We start from the raw sequence: 14,302 nt of genomic DNA on the forward strand, positions 1-14,302 counted from the left end.
CTTTGGATTCAGGGTCGGGATTCAGGGTTGCTGAAAACGCAGGCCCCCCGCGACCGCGCCGATCGCACCGTGCCCATCAAATATGGAGGAACAACCCCATGCAAAGGAGCAGGCGGCCGCCGGCGCCTCAACAAGGACTTGACACGTCGGGCAACTCAGGGGCACACTTCCAATATTCCGAAATCGTGCACACGCGCGTCGTCCCGCCCCAGGTAGGGCGCGTCGGCGTGCGATTGCGGCCGACAATCCTCACACACCACTGCAACCGCACCGCCCTGCCGCGGCGAACGAACGCCGCTGCGTGGCAACAACCGCGCGCGGGCCTCGCGCCTGCCAGGAGATCTCGACATGGAATCCGCTTTGGACACCGCTCCCGACCTCACACCGGCACCGGCGATCGCCGCATCCGGCCCGACCCAGGCTGCCGCCGTGCCGCGGCTGCAATTCTCGCCGCAGGGCTTCGCCATTGACCATCCTGATCCCGTGCTCGGCGAACAGCTGATGGCGAACGCACTCGGCGCCCCCGACCGCGACGCGATGGAGGGCCTCCTCAGGCAATTGGTCAAGGCCAGCGTGAGCCGCCGTAAAGCCGACAAGGTCAACGTTGCTTTCATGCTCTCGATGGTGAAGAGCATCGGCCCGCGGGATTCCGTCGAGGCCATGCTGGTGGCGCAGATGGTGTCGGTCCATGTGATGGCGATGCGCTGCGCCAATCAGCTCGCCTATGCCGAGGACCTCGCCCAGCACGACAGCGCGGCGCGCGCACTTAGCCGGCTGACCCGCACCTTTCCCGCCCAGATCGAGGCGCTGAACCGCTACCGCAGCCAGGGCGAGCCCGCCATCAGGGTGCAGAACGTGAAGGTGGCGGACGGCGGCAACGCGGTTCTCGGCAACGTCACCCACCATGCGAACGTGATCGTCGCCGACCAGCCCCCGGCATCCGCGCCGCGACAAGCGCCGCAGGCCGCGGGCGCGAGACGACGGCGCGAAGCCGCAGATAGCACGCAGGACGCACCGGCATGAGCGATCGCGTCCAAGATATCGGCCCGATGCTGGCGAGCCCGCGCTGCGGCGCCAAGACCCGCGCCGGCAGCGCGTGCCGCGCGCCGGCAGTGCACGGCAAGAGACGCTGTCGCATGCACGGCGGAGCCGAGGGATCCGGCGCGCCAAGGGCGAACAAGAATGCGCGGAAACACGGCTGGTTCAGCGGGGATGCGATCGCGGAGCGGAGGGAGATGCGGGCGTTGTTGGGGGAGGCGCGGAGGGTGCTGGAACGGATGAAGTGATTACTTCTCGCAAGCGACACACCTCGGCCGCCCATGAAGTCCCTTCCGCACCTGTCTCCGCATTGCCGTGTGTCGCATCGAACAATCGCCTCGGAAGGAGCTCTCATTTGTTGAGCTTACTTGTCAGGAGTTCGCACGCCTGGAGCGTTACTAACCGTCCTCAATTCAATTCTAGATTTTTTTAGAGACTTACCGATCGACTTGACCGCGCTTCAGGTTCGCTTGGTTACTTGCGCCGAGTTTGCTTAATAGCTTCGGTTGTCCCGCGAACTGCCCTCTGCGACTTCTTACCTTTCGGTGATCTAATTTGCGGTCTCCCCGCCTTCGCCTTCTTCTGAGCTAGTGTGCGCTCCAAAATCTGATCGATATGGATCACGGTGTCTTTGCCGTTATCAATACCCATTACATTACGGTGACAGTGCATTAAACACCAACTTAAGTGCACTGTCACCGAAACTGAAACATCGAATTGTGCGTTGGACTGTCATCATCAACAAACATCGATTGCGCAGGCCGGTTCCTGCGGCGATCGGCATCGGCCGCGACAAGGTGATCCGGGCTAGGAACGTTGAATGATCCACGCTGTTCTCGCTTTCAGTGAACCCAGCGGAGGAAGAGATGGCACAGACAGCTCGCGACATTTTCGTCGTCGGTTTGAGGAACGCTCACGCGATGGAGATCCAGGCGCGTGAATTGATGGAACGTCAATCGGGGCGGCTGGACGATTATCCAGAGGTGAAGCAAAAACTTGCCGATCACCTCCAGGAGACAAAAGTACAACTGAGCCGGTTGGAGGAGTGCCTGGAAAAATGCGGGGAAACGACTTCAACGCTCAAGGATGCGACGCAGTCCGTCGCGGCAAACGCCATGGCGATGGCTCATTCGATGGCGGGTGACGAGATCCTGAAGAACACGTTCGCCAATAACGCGTTCGAGCATTTCGAGATCGCCGCCTACAAGTCCCTTTTGGCGCTTTGCCCCGCGGCCGGCATGGAAGCCGCGCGCGCTCCGCTCGAGGCGTCGCTTCGCGAGGAGGAGCGCATGGCTGCCTGGGTCGACGCCAATGTCGCAAAGGTCACGATGGACTATGTGGCGCACGAGCAGGCTGCCTAGCAAGCAGCCCGTTGCGCGCAGCGATGTGAGCTGAGGTACCGTCTCCAGCCTCGCTTCATTCATCTGGCTCGAAGCCCTGCGGCAAACGAGGCAGACCCTCATCATCCGGCTGGTTGCAGGCCGGACAGGGCACGCCGGCACCGCCGCAGATGCAGGCGTGCGGGCCGGTCCAGGGCTGGTCCTGATGGTTCTCGCACACCCATCCTGTGTCATCGCAAAAGATGCAGGGAGGCTTGCTCATAGGTCTTCTCGCACGCCTCGAAAGAATGGATGCCGTACCTTTCCCTCGCCGGATTTGGCGCGGTACTCGATCTCGGCCAGCACCTTCGGCTCGACCCATATGCCCTTGTGCCTGATGCGCTTGGCGTAGGGCTGCGTCTTGCGGATCAGCGGAGTGAGGCGCTTGCGCAAATCAGCGACCGAAGCCTTGTCAAAGCCGTGGTCGACCTTGCCCGCGTAGATCAGTTCATCGCCCTGTCGCCTCCCGAGATAGATGCCGTCCCATTCGTTGCCGTCCAGTGCAAATCCCGCGATTGTCAGGGTCTCGCGCTGGGCGCAGGTTTTCTTGACCCAGTCGCGGCTGCGCGTACCCGTCGGATAGACGCTGTCCGCGACCTTCGAGACCACGCCCTCATAGCCGAGCTTGCAGGCATGGGCGAACATCTCGCGGCCGTCGACCTCGAAGCTTTCGCTGAACTGGACTTCCGTGCCAGCGATGAGCTTCTTCAGCACGGCCTTGCGCACTTTCAACGGCAATTTTCGCAGATCGCGGCCGTTGAGATAGAGCAGATCGAAGGCAATCAGCACGATCCGGGTCGAGTGGCCGCGAAGTTCGTTCTGCAGCACTGAAAAATCGGTGGTGCCGTTTGGCGAAGGTACCACGATTTCACCATCGATGATCGCGGAGGCCGCGGAGATATGCCAGGCATCGTCGGCGATCTTCTTGAATCGCTTGGTCCAGTCATTGCCCCGCCGGGTGTAGACCCTCACCTCTTCATTGGCGAGATGAGCTTGGACGCGATAGCCGTCGAACTTGATCTCGTGAATCCAGCGGGCGCCGCTCGGCACCTTGTCGATCGGCGTCGCTAGCACCGGCGCAATGAAGCCAGGAAAACGCGCCTTGGTCCCGATCGGCTCGGGCTTCCTCCGCTGAAACGCCACGACGCAACTCACAAACAATGAATGATTCAAACTGCCATTACGGTGACAGTGCTTTCAACTTAAGTGCACTGTCACCGAAACCTAAATCCTGTCGACAATCGCTAGCGCGCGCTCAAAATGATCGAGCAGGATTTCATTGCCCCTCGCGCTTGCGCTCCTCAATTGCGAGATGCCATTTGATGAATTCGGCTCGCTCCCTCGTCAGTTTCTGGGCGACATCGCCATTCCTGAGAAGAGCAGGCCCCTTCCGCTCCCGGTCATAGACCATCCAGCCAGAGGTTCCCATCCGAACGAGGAACCTGGCTTGCACAACGTAATTCACGGGCGCCCCCAATAGACAGATGCAATCCGTCAGTTGGTCATCCGCCGGCGGCGGCGTCATTTCACTATGTGAATCGTAGTATCGATTTGAGCGAACGCTACGAGATGCAGAAGACCGGCAAATCCACCGCGTCGGTGCAGAAGGCTGTCGAGAAGGTCGGCAACAGCCGCAAGCGCGTTGAACGGGGCTTGGCTCCGGGGCAATGAAGAAGGCACGACATTGGCGGTTTTGCGCTCGGGCACCTGCAAAGCCAAAGCAGGCGGCACGATAGGAACGATCCCAGGCCGCCGGGAACATCCGGCGATCGTGGATGCGTTTTCCGGCCCCCAAGTTGGCGCTCCACGTTCAGTCCCGACGTTCCTCCCCGGAACGCTGGGACTTATTCCTGGTCGGGGACTAACAAAAATCGGCAGCATGGAGCCATGCAATGCGCCCGACTGCTCGTATCCGCCGAGTTCGATAGGGTGACGCATGCGAACCAATTACGCGTGGATTCGCTGGAGGCGCTGTTGATCGCAGCGTCTGACGACCAAAGTGTTGACTCAGACCCCAGCGGTTTTCCCCGATCTGGGGTCTTTTTCTTTGGCGCGCATGCCATCGCGTTCCGGTGCTGCTCGGAACCAGATGCAGCTGGTTCCATGCGTGTGTCCCCAGGACGACAGGCCGGGAAAAAGCGGAAAATTCAGTCACAAACTGATGTGGGTTAATGATGAGCCCTGCCCCACGGAGCAGGCTGATTTCCCCCAAAGAGCGAGGAATGAGCCATGCAGGGAAGCACCCGCATCCAAAGAGAGTTGCAGTTCTGGCTGACCATGCTGCTGAGCCTGTCGCCGCTGTGGATCGCGGCCGGTCTTTTGCTCTTCCTGAGCCATTGAGGCCTCAAGCGGCCGACAAACGGTCTTCGCTGTCAACGGCGCGCATCACGCAAGCAAGGGGACAAGTATGATGCAAGCGATTGCATCAGGCACTAATTGAGTGCACGCTCACTGCAATTCCGGGTTGCAGCTTTACTTTCATTTTTTGCAGGGGTGGCGAACTATGCGGTGGGTGGTCGGTACCGTGCTTCTGTTGTTCGCCGCAACGCAGGCCCATGCCATCGAAGGTACGCTGCAGGAATCGTTCAGTTGTCCCGACAGAAGCTGCACGACGGTTTGCTACGCCGCGAGCGGCGCGCCCAAGACCACCGTCACCTCGTATTCGAGACTGGACGTCTACCAGCAGTCGGCGTCATCGCCGAACAAGACCTGGCTGCAAAGCGACGGCAAGCCGCACTACATCATGTTGGGGGACACGGACAGCTGCACCTTTGACGGAGATGGGCTGCCGATTTCCGCGCCGCCGATCCCGCCGACCCACCTCGACCCACCGCCCCCGCCTCCCGGCGGCAGCACCATTTGCATCTGCATTCCGGGCCATGCCTGCCAGCCACTCGGCTGTTCGCCCGGGCATTGACCGGGCAATCGTGGTGACAGCAATTGCGGCGCACTTCCGCGCCGCAGATCGCGAAGACCACCGAAATCACGCCGCGCATGTTGATGCCGATCGCTTGGTATCGATTGAGCCTGGCCTTGCGAACCAGAGCCGTGTCGAAGAACCGCTCGTCGAGATCAGCGAAGTCCATGTCGTGCTTGTCGAGATTGGCGAGCCGCTTCGGTTCGTCCCAACCGGCGTCTAGTCTAGCGGGTAGCCCGCATGAGCGCAGCGACATGCGGGGACGAGCCATTCCCGGATGTCGCGGAGCCTGTCATCGGGCGCGCGTTCGCGCGACCCGCTGGCTCATCCGGGCTACGCTTGCTCCGTTCTGAAAATGCCGTTCAATGGAAGCATTCGCAAAGTCTCGCACCCGACGCGGCTGCCCGCCGCAGGCGCGGCCTGCCAAACGTCGAAAAGGTGAGCGCGCCCCCATGGACAACCCAAGGTTCCACATGATCATATGCCGCCGTTGAGCCGCCGGGCGCAGTCTGCCGTATTGAGCCGCGATTGATTTTGAAACCTTGGCGTTGACATCAGATTGGTAGAACGACGTGCCGCAGTGGTCGAATAAGGACCTCATCGTCTATCACGGGACGGACAGCCAGTCGGTCAGGGCGTCGGGCATCACGTCCGGAAGCTCTTTGCCCCTCACGATCAATCTGGCGCTTTGCCGCCCGCGCACGGACTTTGGCCAGGGGTTTTACGTGACCACGTCCCTGCACCAGGCCGAGCAATGGGCGAACCGCCGCGCGATGGGCATCAATTTGAGCGTGTCTCCTCCGAGCCCGCCGGCTGTCGCCGTCATTATCCAATTTACGTTGAGCCGGGACGACCTCGCGGCGCTCGAAAGCCTGTCTTTTGTCCTGGAGACGCCGGACTTTTGGGCGCTCGTGTCAGACTGCCGGATCGGCTTTCCACCCCATCAAAGGGTGGGACCATCGGCGGCCTACGACGTGGTCTACGGCCCGGTAACCCTTTGGCCACAGCTCCTGGTGATCAAGGATTGCGACCAGATCAGCTTTCATACCACGAAGGCGACCGCCGTCCTGAAGCGGCCGATCGTTTTCAAGAAAGCAAATGACAGTGACCCTAAGCGGACTTTGTTCTAGGATGGATTGACTGGACGAGCTTGAGGTACCTTATGGCATCAGGCGAAAGAACTCCCAGGTCCGCTGCGACACGCGCCGACCTCTCTCCTCAGTTCATGGCGGACTACTGGAGCTTCGTCGAAGTGTGCCTCCATAAGGTCTTTCACCAATCGGAGCATGACGCCCACCAAGCCGCGCAGAACATGCGGAAGCGTGTCGAAGAGCTTCCCGACAATGGGGACCTGTTCGTCTATCACGACTCGCCGCTTCAAACCGCTGCCGTCCTGGCTGGTGCGTCTCTTCGTGAATTGTCCGAGGAAGAGCTTCTTGCCTACGACTCGCTTGTGAACGGCCAAAATCCCGACCGCCCAACCCGCGACCAGGTCCTGGACGTGTATCGTGGCGCCGGCCTGAGACCGAAGGCCGGCTGATCTGCGCCAACTTGTAGTGCCTCGTTTTCCAATGCTTCGCCCGGCCTCTCGGCCACTCACCAGGGGCGCATGCCCACCGCTTCGCTCGCCCTGTTGCGCCTCATGCAAATGCGATGACGGCAAGTAGCCCGCATGAGCCCACGCGATATGCGGGGCGGACCTCCCCGGGTGTCGCTTCGCTCACCCGGGCTGCGGAACGCCGAAGCGCGATGGCGTTGGGTTTGAACCGATCGCCTCACCCCTTCGCCACGCTCGCATCGATCAGGAGCTTCGCCACCGCGAGCGCCGACTGCGCCGGCCCCTCCTCCGACTGCTGGCCGGTGACGTAGATGCCTTCGATCAGCAGCAGCAGGGCATCGCCGAGCACCGCGGGGTGGCGCGCGCCCATGCCGGACGCGAGCTCGCGCAGGCGCTTGCGGAACAGCTTCTTGTGCGCTTCGGCGACCTGCCGTGCGGGATTGTCGCGCGACGGATATTCCACGGTGGCGTTGGTCAGGCCGCAGCCGCGATAGCCCTCGCGCACGGCGCGCGTCGACAGCACGCGGATATAGGCCAGCACGTGCTCGCGCGGATCAGTGTAGGATTTTCCGCCGGGCTTCTCGAAATTCTCCCAGAAGTTCGCCTCGTAGTCGCGCATATAGGCGGCGGCGAGATCGTCCTTGGAGGCGAAGCTGCGATAGAGGCTCGGCTTGGTGACGCCAGCCCGCTCCACCACCTCGTCGACGCCGACCGCGCGGATGCCCTCGCGGTAGAACAGCTCGGCCGCGGAGGCGCGGATCCGGTCGGCGGCTTTGGCCGGACGCTCCGCGGCTGGCTCGACGGCTTTCTTCATGACGGCTCCTCCCGGATTTTTCCACGCGGCCCGCTTGACAATGTTACTGACCGGTACGTATACACGGCGTATCGCAATACGTACCGGTAAGTAACATGCCAAGCACCCCGCTTCAAGCCGCCCCCGTGTCGAGACGCCCGTTCGGGCAGAATTACGCCTTCGTCGTCGTCGCCGTGATCTTCCTGGCGCTGCTCGCCTCCGCCGGCCTGCGCGCGACGCCGGGCGTGCTGATGCTGCCGCTGCAACAGGCGTTCGGCTGGGACGTCGGCGTGATCTCGTCGTCGGCCGCGGTCGGCATCTTCCTCTACGGCCTCGCCGGCCCGTTCGCCGCCGCGGTGATGCAGCGCTTCGGCATCCGCCGCACGGTGCTGGGCGCGCTCATGCTGATGGCGGCCTCGACCGGCGCGAGCTATTTCATGACCGCGCCGTGGCAATTGTTCCTGAGCTGGGGGCTGCTGTCGGGCATCGGCTCGGGCGCGGTCGCCAACGTGCTCGGCGCCACCATCGTCAATCGCTGGTTCACCAGCAATCGCGGCCTCGTCATGGGGCTTTTGACCGCGTCGACCGCGACCGGCACGCTGATCTTCATGCCGGGCCTCGCGGGCGCTGGTGGCGTGGGGCGGCTGGAAGCCGGTGGTGCTGACGGTCGCCGCATGCTGCGCGGCGCTGATCCCGCTGGTGTATGTTCTGGTGCCCGAGCGGCCCGCGTCGGTCGGCCTGCGCTCGTTCGGCAGCCGGCACGACGATCAGCCCGCGCCGCCGGCGGCGGGCAATCCGTTCGTCGCCGCGCTCAGCAATCTGGTGCACGCCGCCAGGACGCGGGCGTTCTGGTTCCTGTTCGCGACCTTCTTCATCTGCGGCTTCACCACCAACGGCCTGGTCGGCACCCATCTGATCGCGTTCTGCGGTGACCATGGCATCGTCGAGGTGCAGGCCGCGAGCCTGCTTGCCTTGATGGGATTCTTCGACCTGTTCGGCACCACGCTGTCGGGCTGGCTCACCGACCGTTTCGATCCACGCAAGCTGCTGTTCCTGTATTACGGGCTGCGCGGCCTGTCGCTGATCTACCTGCCCTACTCGGATTTCTCGCTTGCGAGCCTGTCGGTGTTCGCGGTGTTCTACGGTCTCGACTGGATCGCGACCGTGCCGCCGACCGTGCGCATCGCCAACGAAGCGTTCGGCGACAAGAACGCGCCGCTGGTGTTCGGCTGGGTGGTCGCCGGCCATCAGCTCGGCGCCGCCTGCGCCGCGTTCTTCGCCGGCTTCATGCGCTCCGCGCAGGGCGATTACCTGCAGGCCTTCATGATCGCAGGACTGACCGGCATCATCGCCGCCGTACTGTCGCTGATGATCACGCGGAGGCCGGCGCAACCGGTGCTCGCCGCGGCGTGAGGCCGCGGACGACGTGCGATCAGGCAGCACGCATGAGCTCACGCGACATGCGGGGACGGACCGTTCCCCGGATGTCGCTTCGCTCTTGCTCAGCTCTTTGTTTGAGCATGATCTTTTCGGAAAACCGCTTCGCCTTTTCCGGATCATGCGCCAGGGCGCGCGGCTCGACCAGCAGGCCCTGTCGTTCGTAACGGCCGCGCGTTCGGCTGAAGCGCACGACGACGGCATATCGGGCGCTGCTCGCCTTGACGCGCCGGGTGAGCTTTGCGTCGCCGGCCGGCAGGAATTCGAGATCGTCGAGGCCGACGCAACGCAGGCACGCCGGACCGGGATTCTCCATCATCAGGAGATCGCCGGTGCCGCCGCAGCGATGACATCGCCACTCCTCGTTCAAGGGCTGGATGACCACCAGTTCCGGGGCGCGGCTGGCCCTTTGCTCCAGACGCGCGCGCTTCGTTTCAGAGAGCTCGGACGAGACCCAATGGGTTCGGTATGACGCCTCGACCGCGGGATGTCCGCTGCGGCTGAAGCGCAACGGGCGGCGCTGCGGCGTGCGATCGACGTACGCCGTCTCTCCCGCGGACAATCCCCTGGCGGACGCCCAGGCCTGGAGCAGCTGCATGGCTTGCGCGATGCGCGACGGATCGAGCTGAATCGCCTCCTCCAGGCAATCGATCTGCCCGCGGCGCCAGCGCTCGACCGCGCCGGGATCAAGCCAGCCGATCCGGACCAGAATATCGACGGCGCTGACAAGCTGCTCGGCGGCAAGCGCGCTTCCGCCGCCCTCGCGACACGATCGGCGAGGGGAACCCGATTCTTCCGGCTCATTGCAATTCTCGGCACACCAATCGACGCAGGATTCGGGCCGCCCGTCTCGACCGGGCGGATCGGTTCGCCGATGATGGAGATCGCGGTTTCGCGAATCAAGCCGCAGCGGTAACGATACGAAAGGCTGGCGGCCCAATTCGAGAGAGTTTCATGGCCCTTCCCCTCGCCCAACAGCAGTCGCGCTTCGCCCCGGGCGGCGAGATGCCTTCGACGTCCGAGGACCTCCTCGCCCGCTACCTGCAGCTGCGGGACATCTCCAAGGACCTTCACGAGGAGGCTCTCAAATCCCTGTCCGGCGACGCGCTGCTCAATCAGGCCCGCAGGCTCGGATTGGCGCGGGGAAAGACGCTGCTGCTCGAAGACATCGACGAAATGTACTATGTCTACGACCTTGCGATCTACACCGCCCCGCGGGGTCGTTCGCGGGCGATCGACCGCTACGCCAAGTCGGCGAGGTTCGAGGCGCAGTCCGACCAAGAGTTGGTGCTGGATGCCATGCGAAGGTCGCAGTTCGCGATCCTGCTGATCGAGCAGCGCCACGATGCGATAGGCGTGATCGCCACCGACATCCTCCGCAACACGAAAGTGTGGCTGCTCGACATCGGGATCGAGAGTTCGATGGAAGATGGAGAATTGTTTGCCACGAGGCTGCTCACGCCCGGGCCGTTCTCGATGACCGCCGGCGTCCTGGTCCCGTTCGAGATCGGAATGCTCAAGCCGGTCTCCATGCTGCTGCCGCAGCGCATCGGCGATGGCAATCCGGGCCGGGCAGCGGACGACAGGCGCTTTGCCGAAGCCGTCTACAAGGTAGCGCTCGCGGGCGGCGTCATGGATAAAGTGGTCTATTTCGATCCTGGCAATCAGGATCTTGGCGACGAGGCCTGACCCCGGATCGAACGCATTCGCGGCCATCTTGCCAAAGCCGGCACGGTCTTGGCCGGCATGGCGCTCCCTAGGGGAATCGAACCCCTGTTTCAGCCTTGAGAGGGCCGCGTCCTAACCGCTAGACGAAGGGAGCGTTGAGAGGCAAGGCAATAGCCTTGAAATCGCCCCGCCGCAAGGTGGCTTGTGCATTGCGGCGGGGATTTTGTCATCCATGCTTACCATGCCGTGCCCGCGGTTTCGGCACGGATGGGCCCGGGAACGCTTCCTGCGCGCGCTCCTCGAAGGTCGCACGTGTCACATCGGCGCGGGCCAGCGGTGCCGCCCGCGCTGATTGCATGATGACCACCTTTGATGACCACCCTTGATGGACCACCCTTGGATGTCATCTCTGCATCGTGCACGGCCCTGCTTTCGCCAAATGGAAATGCAAAACACCTGGCTGTGAAGTCACCCGTCGCCCGCCTCTGCTAACATCGCAGCCCTTCACCATGCTGCGCCTGCACGGCGCCGGACAAGCGAGAGGAGTGCTTGGAACAAAGCGCAGGCCCGCAGGCACGACCGTTTGGCTCACCAACATCTTGGCAACAACAGACATCAGCGGACGCTGGCGATGGAAGACGTTCCGCGCCCCGCGCCGCACCGGTCAATAGCTTAAAGAAGAGCGAGGACAGACCATGATCAAACTAAAAATCAACGGCCAGGAACAGAATTGGGACGGCGACCCGAACCTTTCGCTGCTATGGTATCTCCGTGACGAAGCCGGCCTGACCGGCACCAAGTTCGGCTGCGGCCAGGCGCTGTGCGGCGCCTGCACCGTGATCGTCGACAAGGAGGCGGTGCGCGCCTGCATCACCGCGGTGTCCGACGTGGTCGGCCGCGAGGTCACCACGATCGAGGGCCTGCATCCGTCCGGCGACCATCCGGTGCAGAAGGCGTGGCGCCAGGTCAACGTGCCGCAATGCGGCTACTGCCAGGCCGGCCAGATCATGCAGGCGGCCGCGCTGCTCGACCAGAACCCGAAGCCGAGCCACGACCAGATCCGCGAAGCCATGTCGGGCAATATCTGCCGCTGCGGCTGCTATCAGCGGATCGAGAATGCCGTGCATCTCGCATCGACGGGGGTGTGACATGAATATCCGCACCAATCCGGGAAAGCTTCGCGGCTTCGAGAAGCACGCGAAGGTCGAGAACCTCTCGCGCCGCAGCATCCTCAAAGGGCTCGGCATCGCGGGCTCGTTCGTGCTCGCCGCGCCAGTGATGACGCGCCAGGCGTTCGCCTATGAGACCGGCGCCGGCAAGATGCCGCATGGCGTCGTGGTCGATCCGCGCGTGTTCGTCGCGATCGCGCCCGACGGCACCGTCACCATCCTGGCGCATCGCTCCGAGATGGGAACCGGCGTCCGCACCAGCCTGCCCTTGATCGTCGCCGAGGAGATGGAGGCCGACTGGTCGCGCGTCCATGTCCAGCAGGCGCATGGCGACGAGGTCAAGTTCGGCAACCAGGACACCGACGGCTCGCGCTCGACGCGGCACTATCTGATTCCGATGCGCCAGATCGGCGCCTCGGCGCGCACCATGCTGGAAGCCGCCGCCGCCAAGAAATGGGGCGTGCCGGCGACCGAGGTGAAGGCGCAGAACCACGAAGTCGTGCACAGCGCGAGCGGGCGAAAGATCGGCTTCGGCGATCTCGCGGCCGACGCCGCCAAGGAATCGGTGCCGAGCATCGAGGGCCTCAAGCTGAAGGACCCGAAGGACTTCCGCTATCTCGGCAAGGGCCAGGTCTCGATCGTCGATCTGCACGACATCACCACCGGCAAGGCGCATTACGGCGCCGACACCCGCCTGCCCGGCATGAAATACGCTGTCATCGCCCGCCCGCCGGTCACCGGCGGCAAGGTCAAGTCGTTCGATGACGCCGACGCGCTGAAGGTGCCCGGCGTCGAGAAGGTGATGGAGGTCAAGGGCTGGCCGTGGCCGTCCAAGTTCCAGCCGCTCGGCCGGCGTCGCCGTGATCGCACGCAACACCGGCGCCGCGATCAAGGGCCGCGATGCGCTGAAGATCGTCTGGGATGACGGCGCCAACGCCAAATACGACTCCGTCACCTATCGTGCGTCGCTCGAAGAGGCCGCGCGCAAGCCTGGCCTCGTGGTGCGCAAGGAGGGCGACGTCGATGCGGCGCTGAAGAGCGCCGACAAGGTCATTGTCGGCGAATACTACCTGCCGCATCTCGCCCATGTCAGCATGGAGCCGCCGGTCGCGGTGGCCAATGTGACGGGCGACAAGGCCGAGATCTGGGCGCCCGTACAGAGCCCCGGCGGCACCCGCGAGGATGTCGCCAAGACGCTCGGGATTCCCGAGGACAATGTCACCGTCAACGTGACGCTGCTCGGTGGCGGCTTCGGCCGCAAGTCGAAATGCGACTTCGCGCTGGAGGCGGCGTTGCTGTCGAAGGAACTCGGCGCGCCGGTCAAGGTGCAGTGGACCCGTGAGGACGACGTCCATCACGACTTCCTGCACACGGTATCGGTGGAGCGGATCGAGGCCGGCCTCGACAAGAGCGGCAAGGTGATTGCGTGGCGGCACCGCAGCGTGGCGCCGACCATCGCCTCGACCTTCGCCGCCGGCGCCAACCACGAGGCGCCATTCGAGCTCGGCATGGGGTTGATCGACAACCCGTTCGAGATCGCCAATCTGCAGTGCGAAAATCCGGAAGCGGCCGCGTTCACGCGGATCGGCTGGTTCCGCTCGGTCTCCAACATCCCGCGCGCCTTCGCGGTGCAATCCATGGTCGGGGAAATCGCGCATGCGACGAACCGCGACCAGAAGGACATGCTGCTGGAGCTGATCGGATCGCCCCGGATCGTCAACCTGTCTTCGGTGAAGGATCCCTGGAACTACGGCGAGCCCTATGACAGCTACCCGATCGACACCGCGCGGCTGCGCAAGGTGGTCGAGCTGGTCGCCGAAAAGGGCGAGTGGGGACGCACGGTGCCGAAGGGCCACGGTCTCGGCATCGCGGTGCATCGCTCGTTCGTCAGCTACATCGCGACCATCGTCGAGGTGGCGGTCGACGACAAGGGCAAGCTCACGGTGCCACGGGTCGACACCGCGATCGATTGCGGCACCTACGTCAATCCGGAACGGATCCACTCGCAGATCGAGGGTGCTGCGATCATGGGGCTGAGCCTCGCCAAATACGGCGAGATCAGCTTCAAGGACGGCAAGGTGCAGCAGAGCAATTTCGACGACTTCCCGGTGATCCGGATCGACGAGTCGCCTGCAATCACCAACGTCTACATCGTGCCGCCCGGCGCGGATACACCACCCAGCGGCGTCGGCGAACCCGGCGTGCCGCCGTTTGCGCCAGCGTTGATCAACGCGATCTTTGCCGCCACCGGCAAGCGCATCCGCGCGCTGCCGATCGGCAAGCAGCTGGAGATTTGAGGCTGGAACGTTAGGCGGGACGGGTCGTTCTCATCGGTCCACTGGA

13 protein-coding genes, 1 tRNA gene and 3 pseudogenes are annotated in these 14,302 nt (G+C 63.5%); 12 read left to right on the top strand and 5 right to left on the bottom strand.

Annotation, left to right across the window (positions count from 1 at the left end; genetic code table 11):
• Window positions 1-360 precede the first annotated feature (360 nt).
• From ACVW17_RS00905 to ACVW17_RS00915, 3 genes are all read left to right on the top strand, one after another.
• Window positions 361-1,023, top strand: a complete 663-nt coding sequence (locus ACVW17_RS00905) for a hypothetical protein (RefSeq protein WP_456750049.1) — start codon at window positions 361-363, stop codon at window positions 1,021-1,023.
• A complete protein-coding gene (locus ACVW17_RS00910) occupies window positions 1,020-1,286 on the top strand; it encodes an HGGxSTG domain-containing protein (protein ID WP_456750050.1) in 267 nt (88 codons plus the stop codon). The genes ACVW17_RS00905 and ACVW17_RS00910 overlap by 4 nt, the downstream gene beginning before the upstream one ends.
• Window positions 1,287-1,904: 618 nt before the next feature.
• Window positions 1,905-2,399 carry a ferritin-like domain-containing protein gene (locus ACVW17_RS00915; protein ID WP_456750051.1) on the top strand — a complete coding sequence of 165 codons (495 nt, stop codon included), beginning with the start codon at window positions 1,905-1,907 and terminating at the stop codon, window positions 2,397-2,399.
• A 237-nt stretch (window positions 2,400-2,636) separates the two neighbouring features.
• Here the strand turns inward: ACVW17_RS00915 and ligD are convergent, their stop codons facing one another.
• Window positions 2,637-3,560, bottom strand: coding sequence for a non-homologous end-joining DNA ligase (ligD, locus tag ACVW17_RS00920; protein ID WP_456750052.1), 924 nt, complete (start codon window positions 3,558-3,560; stop codon window positions 2,637-2,639).
• Window positions 3,561-3,986: 426 nt separating this feature from the next.
• Between ligD and ACVW17_RS00925 the strand changes: the two genes are divergently transcribed.
• Window positions 3,987-4,088, top strand: coding sequence for a DUF3606 domain-containing protein (locus ACVW17_RS00925; protein WP_456750053.1), 102 nt, complete (start codon window positions 3,987-3,989; stop codon window positions 4,086-4,088).
• An 832-nt stretch (window positions 4,089-4,920) separates the two neighbouring features.
• Window positions 4,921-5,334: a hypothetical protein gene (locus ACVW17_RS00930; RefSeq protein WP_456756602.1), complete on the top strand. Its 414-nt coding sequence runs from the start codon at window positions 4,921-4,923 to the stop codon at window positions 5,332-5,334.
• Between the two features lie 88 nt (window positions 5,335-5,422).
• On the opposite strand, the pseudogene ACVW17_RS00935 reads toward ACVW17_RS00930, so the two are convergent.
• Window positions 5,423-5,605 (bottom strand): annotated as a pseudogene (locus ACVW17_RS00935) (BrnT family toxin); the annotation flags it as partial.
• 301 nt (window positions 5,606-5,906) lie between these two features.
• On the opposite strand from ACVW17_RS00935, the gene ACVW17_RS00940 reads away from it, so the two are divergent.
• Both ACVW17_RS00940 and ACVW17_RS00945 read left to right on the top strand, forming a co-directional pair.
• Window positions 5,907-6,464 (top strand): DUF3990 domain-containing protein, encoded by a 558-nt coding sequence (locus tag ACVW17_RS00940; protein WP_456750054.1) that lies wholly within the window; start codon window positions 5,907-5,909, stop codon window positions 6,462-6,464.
• Window positions 6,465-6,496: 32 nt separating this feature from the next.
• Window positions 6,497-6,874: a hypothetical protein gene (locus ACVW17_RS00945; protein ID WP_456750055.1), complete on the top strand. Its 378-nt coding sequence runs from the start codon at window positions 6,497-6,499 to the stop codon at window positions 6,872-6,874.
• A 235-nt stretch (window positions 6,875-7,109) separates the two neighbouring features.
• Here ACVW17_RS00945 and ACVW17_RS00950 read toward each other — a convergent pair whose 3' ends face one another.
• The gene (locus ACVW17_RS00950) at window positions 7,110-7,706 is read right to left on the bottom strand and encodes a TetR/AcrR family transcriptional regulator (RefSeq protein ID WP_456750056.1); all 597 of its coding nucleotides are present in this window, start codon (window positions 7,704-7,706) and stop codon (window positions 7,110-7,112) included.
• A 95-nt stretch (window positions 7,707-7,801) separates the two neighbouring features.
• Between ACVW17_RS00950 and ACVW17_RS00955 the strand changes: the two are divergent.
• Window positions 7,802-9,098 (top strand): annotated as a pseudogene (locus ACVW17_RS00955) (MFS transporter).
• 19 nt (window positions 9,099-9,117) lie between these two features.
• On the opposite strand, the gene ACVW17_RS00960 reads toward ACVW17_RS00955, so the two are convergent.
• Window positions 9,118-9,720 (bottom strand): hypothetical protein, encoded by a 603-nt coding sequence (locus tag ACVW17_RS00960; RefSeq protein WP_456750058.1) that lies wholly within the window; start codon window positions 9,718-9,720, stop codon window positions 9,118-9,120.
• A 3-nt stretch (window positions 9,721-9,723) separates the two neighbouring features.
• Between ACVW17_RS00960 and ACVW17_RS00965 the strand changes: the two genes are divergently transcribed.
• Window positions 9,724-10,038, top strand: a complete 315-nt coding sequence (locus ACVW17_RS00965; protein WP_456750059.1) for a hypothetical protein — start codon at window positions 9,724-9,726, stop codon at window positions 10,036-10,038.
• 38 nt (window positions 10,039-10,076) lie between these two features.
• Complete coding sequence (locus tag ACVW17_RS00970) at window positions 10,077-10,811, top strand: hypothetical protein (protein WP_456750060.1); 735 nt, start codon at window positions 10,077-10,079, stop codon at window positions 10,809-10,811.
• Window positions 10,812-10,869: 58 nt separating this feature from the next.
• On the opposite strand, the gene ACVW17_RS00975 is transcribed toward ACVW17_RS00970, so the two are convergent.
• Window positions 10,870-10,944: transfer RNA gene (locus ACVW17_RS00975), tRNA-Glu, on the bottom strand.
• A gap of 541 nt (window positions 10,945-11,485) precedes the next feature.
• Here ACVW17_RS00975 and ACVW17_RS00980 point away from each other — a divergent pair.
• Entirely contained in the window at window positions 11,486-11,938 is a 453-nt protein-coding gene (locus ACVW17_RS00980) for a (2Fe-2S)-binding protein (RefSeq protein ID WP_212011495.1), read from the top strand.
• A gap of 1 nt (window position 11,939) precedes the next feature.
• A pseudogene (locus ACVW17_RS00985) lies at window positions 11,940-14,256 on the top strand (molybdopterin cofactor-binding domain-containing protein).
• The last annotated feature ends 46 nt before the right edge of the window (window positions 14,257-14,302 follow it).

It is taken from the genome of Bradyrhizobium sp. USDA 4473 (assembly GCF_054063335.1).

Coding starts and splice junctions, on each gene's coding strand:
- ACVW17_RS00930 (WP_456756602.1), top strand. CDS start 4,921: ATGCGGTGGGTGGTCGGTACCGTGCTTCTGTTGTTCGCCGCAACGCAG.
- ACVW17_RS00910 (WP_456750050.1), top strand. CDS start 1,020: ATGAGCGATCGCGTCCAAGATATCGGCCCGATGCTGGCGAGCCCGCGC.
- ACVW17_RS00945 (WP_456750055.1), top strand. CDS start 6,497: ATGGCATCAGGCGAAAGAACTCCCAGGTCCGCTGCGACACGCGCCGAC.
- ACVW17_RS00960 (WP_456750058.1), bottom strand. CDS start 9,720: ATGCAGCTGCTCCAGGCCTGGGCGTCCGCCAGGGGATTGTCCGCGGGA.
- ACVW17_RS00925 (WP_456750053.1), top strand. CDS start 3,987: ATGCAGAAGACCGGCAAATCCACCGCGTCGGTGCAGAAGGCTGTCGAG.
- ACVW17_RS00970 (WP_456750060.1), top strand. CDS start 10,077: ATGGCCCTTCCCCTCGCCCAACAGCAGTCGCGCTTCGCCCCGGGCGGC.
- ACVW17_RS00950 (WP_456750056.1), bottom strand. CDS start 7,706: ATGAAGAAAGCCGTCGAGCCAGCCGCGGAGCGTCCGGCCAAAGCCGCC.
- ACVW17_RS00980 (WP_212011495.1), top strand. CDS start 11,486: ATGATCAAACTAAAAATCAACGGCCAGGAACAGAATTGGGACGGCGAC.
- ACVW17_RS00915 (WP_456750051.1), top strand. CDS start 1,905: ATGGCACAGACAGCTCGCGACATTTTCGTCGTCGGTTTGAGGAACGCT.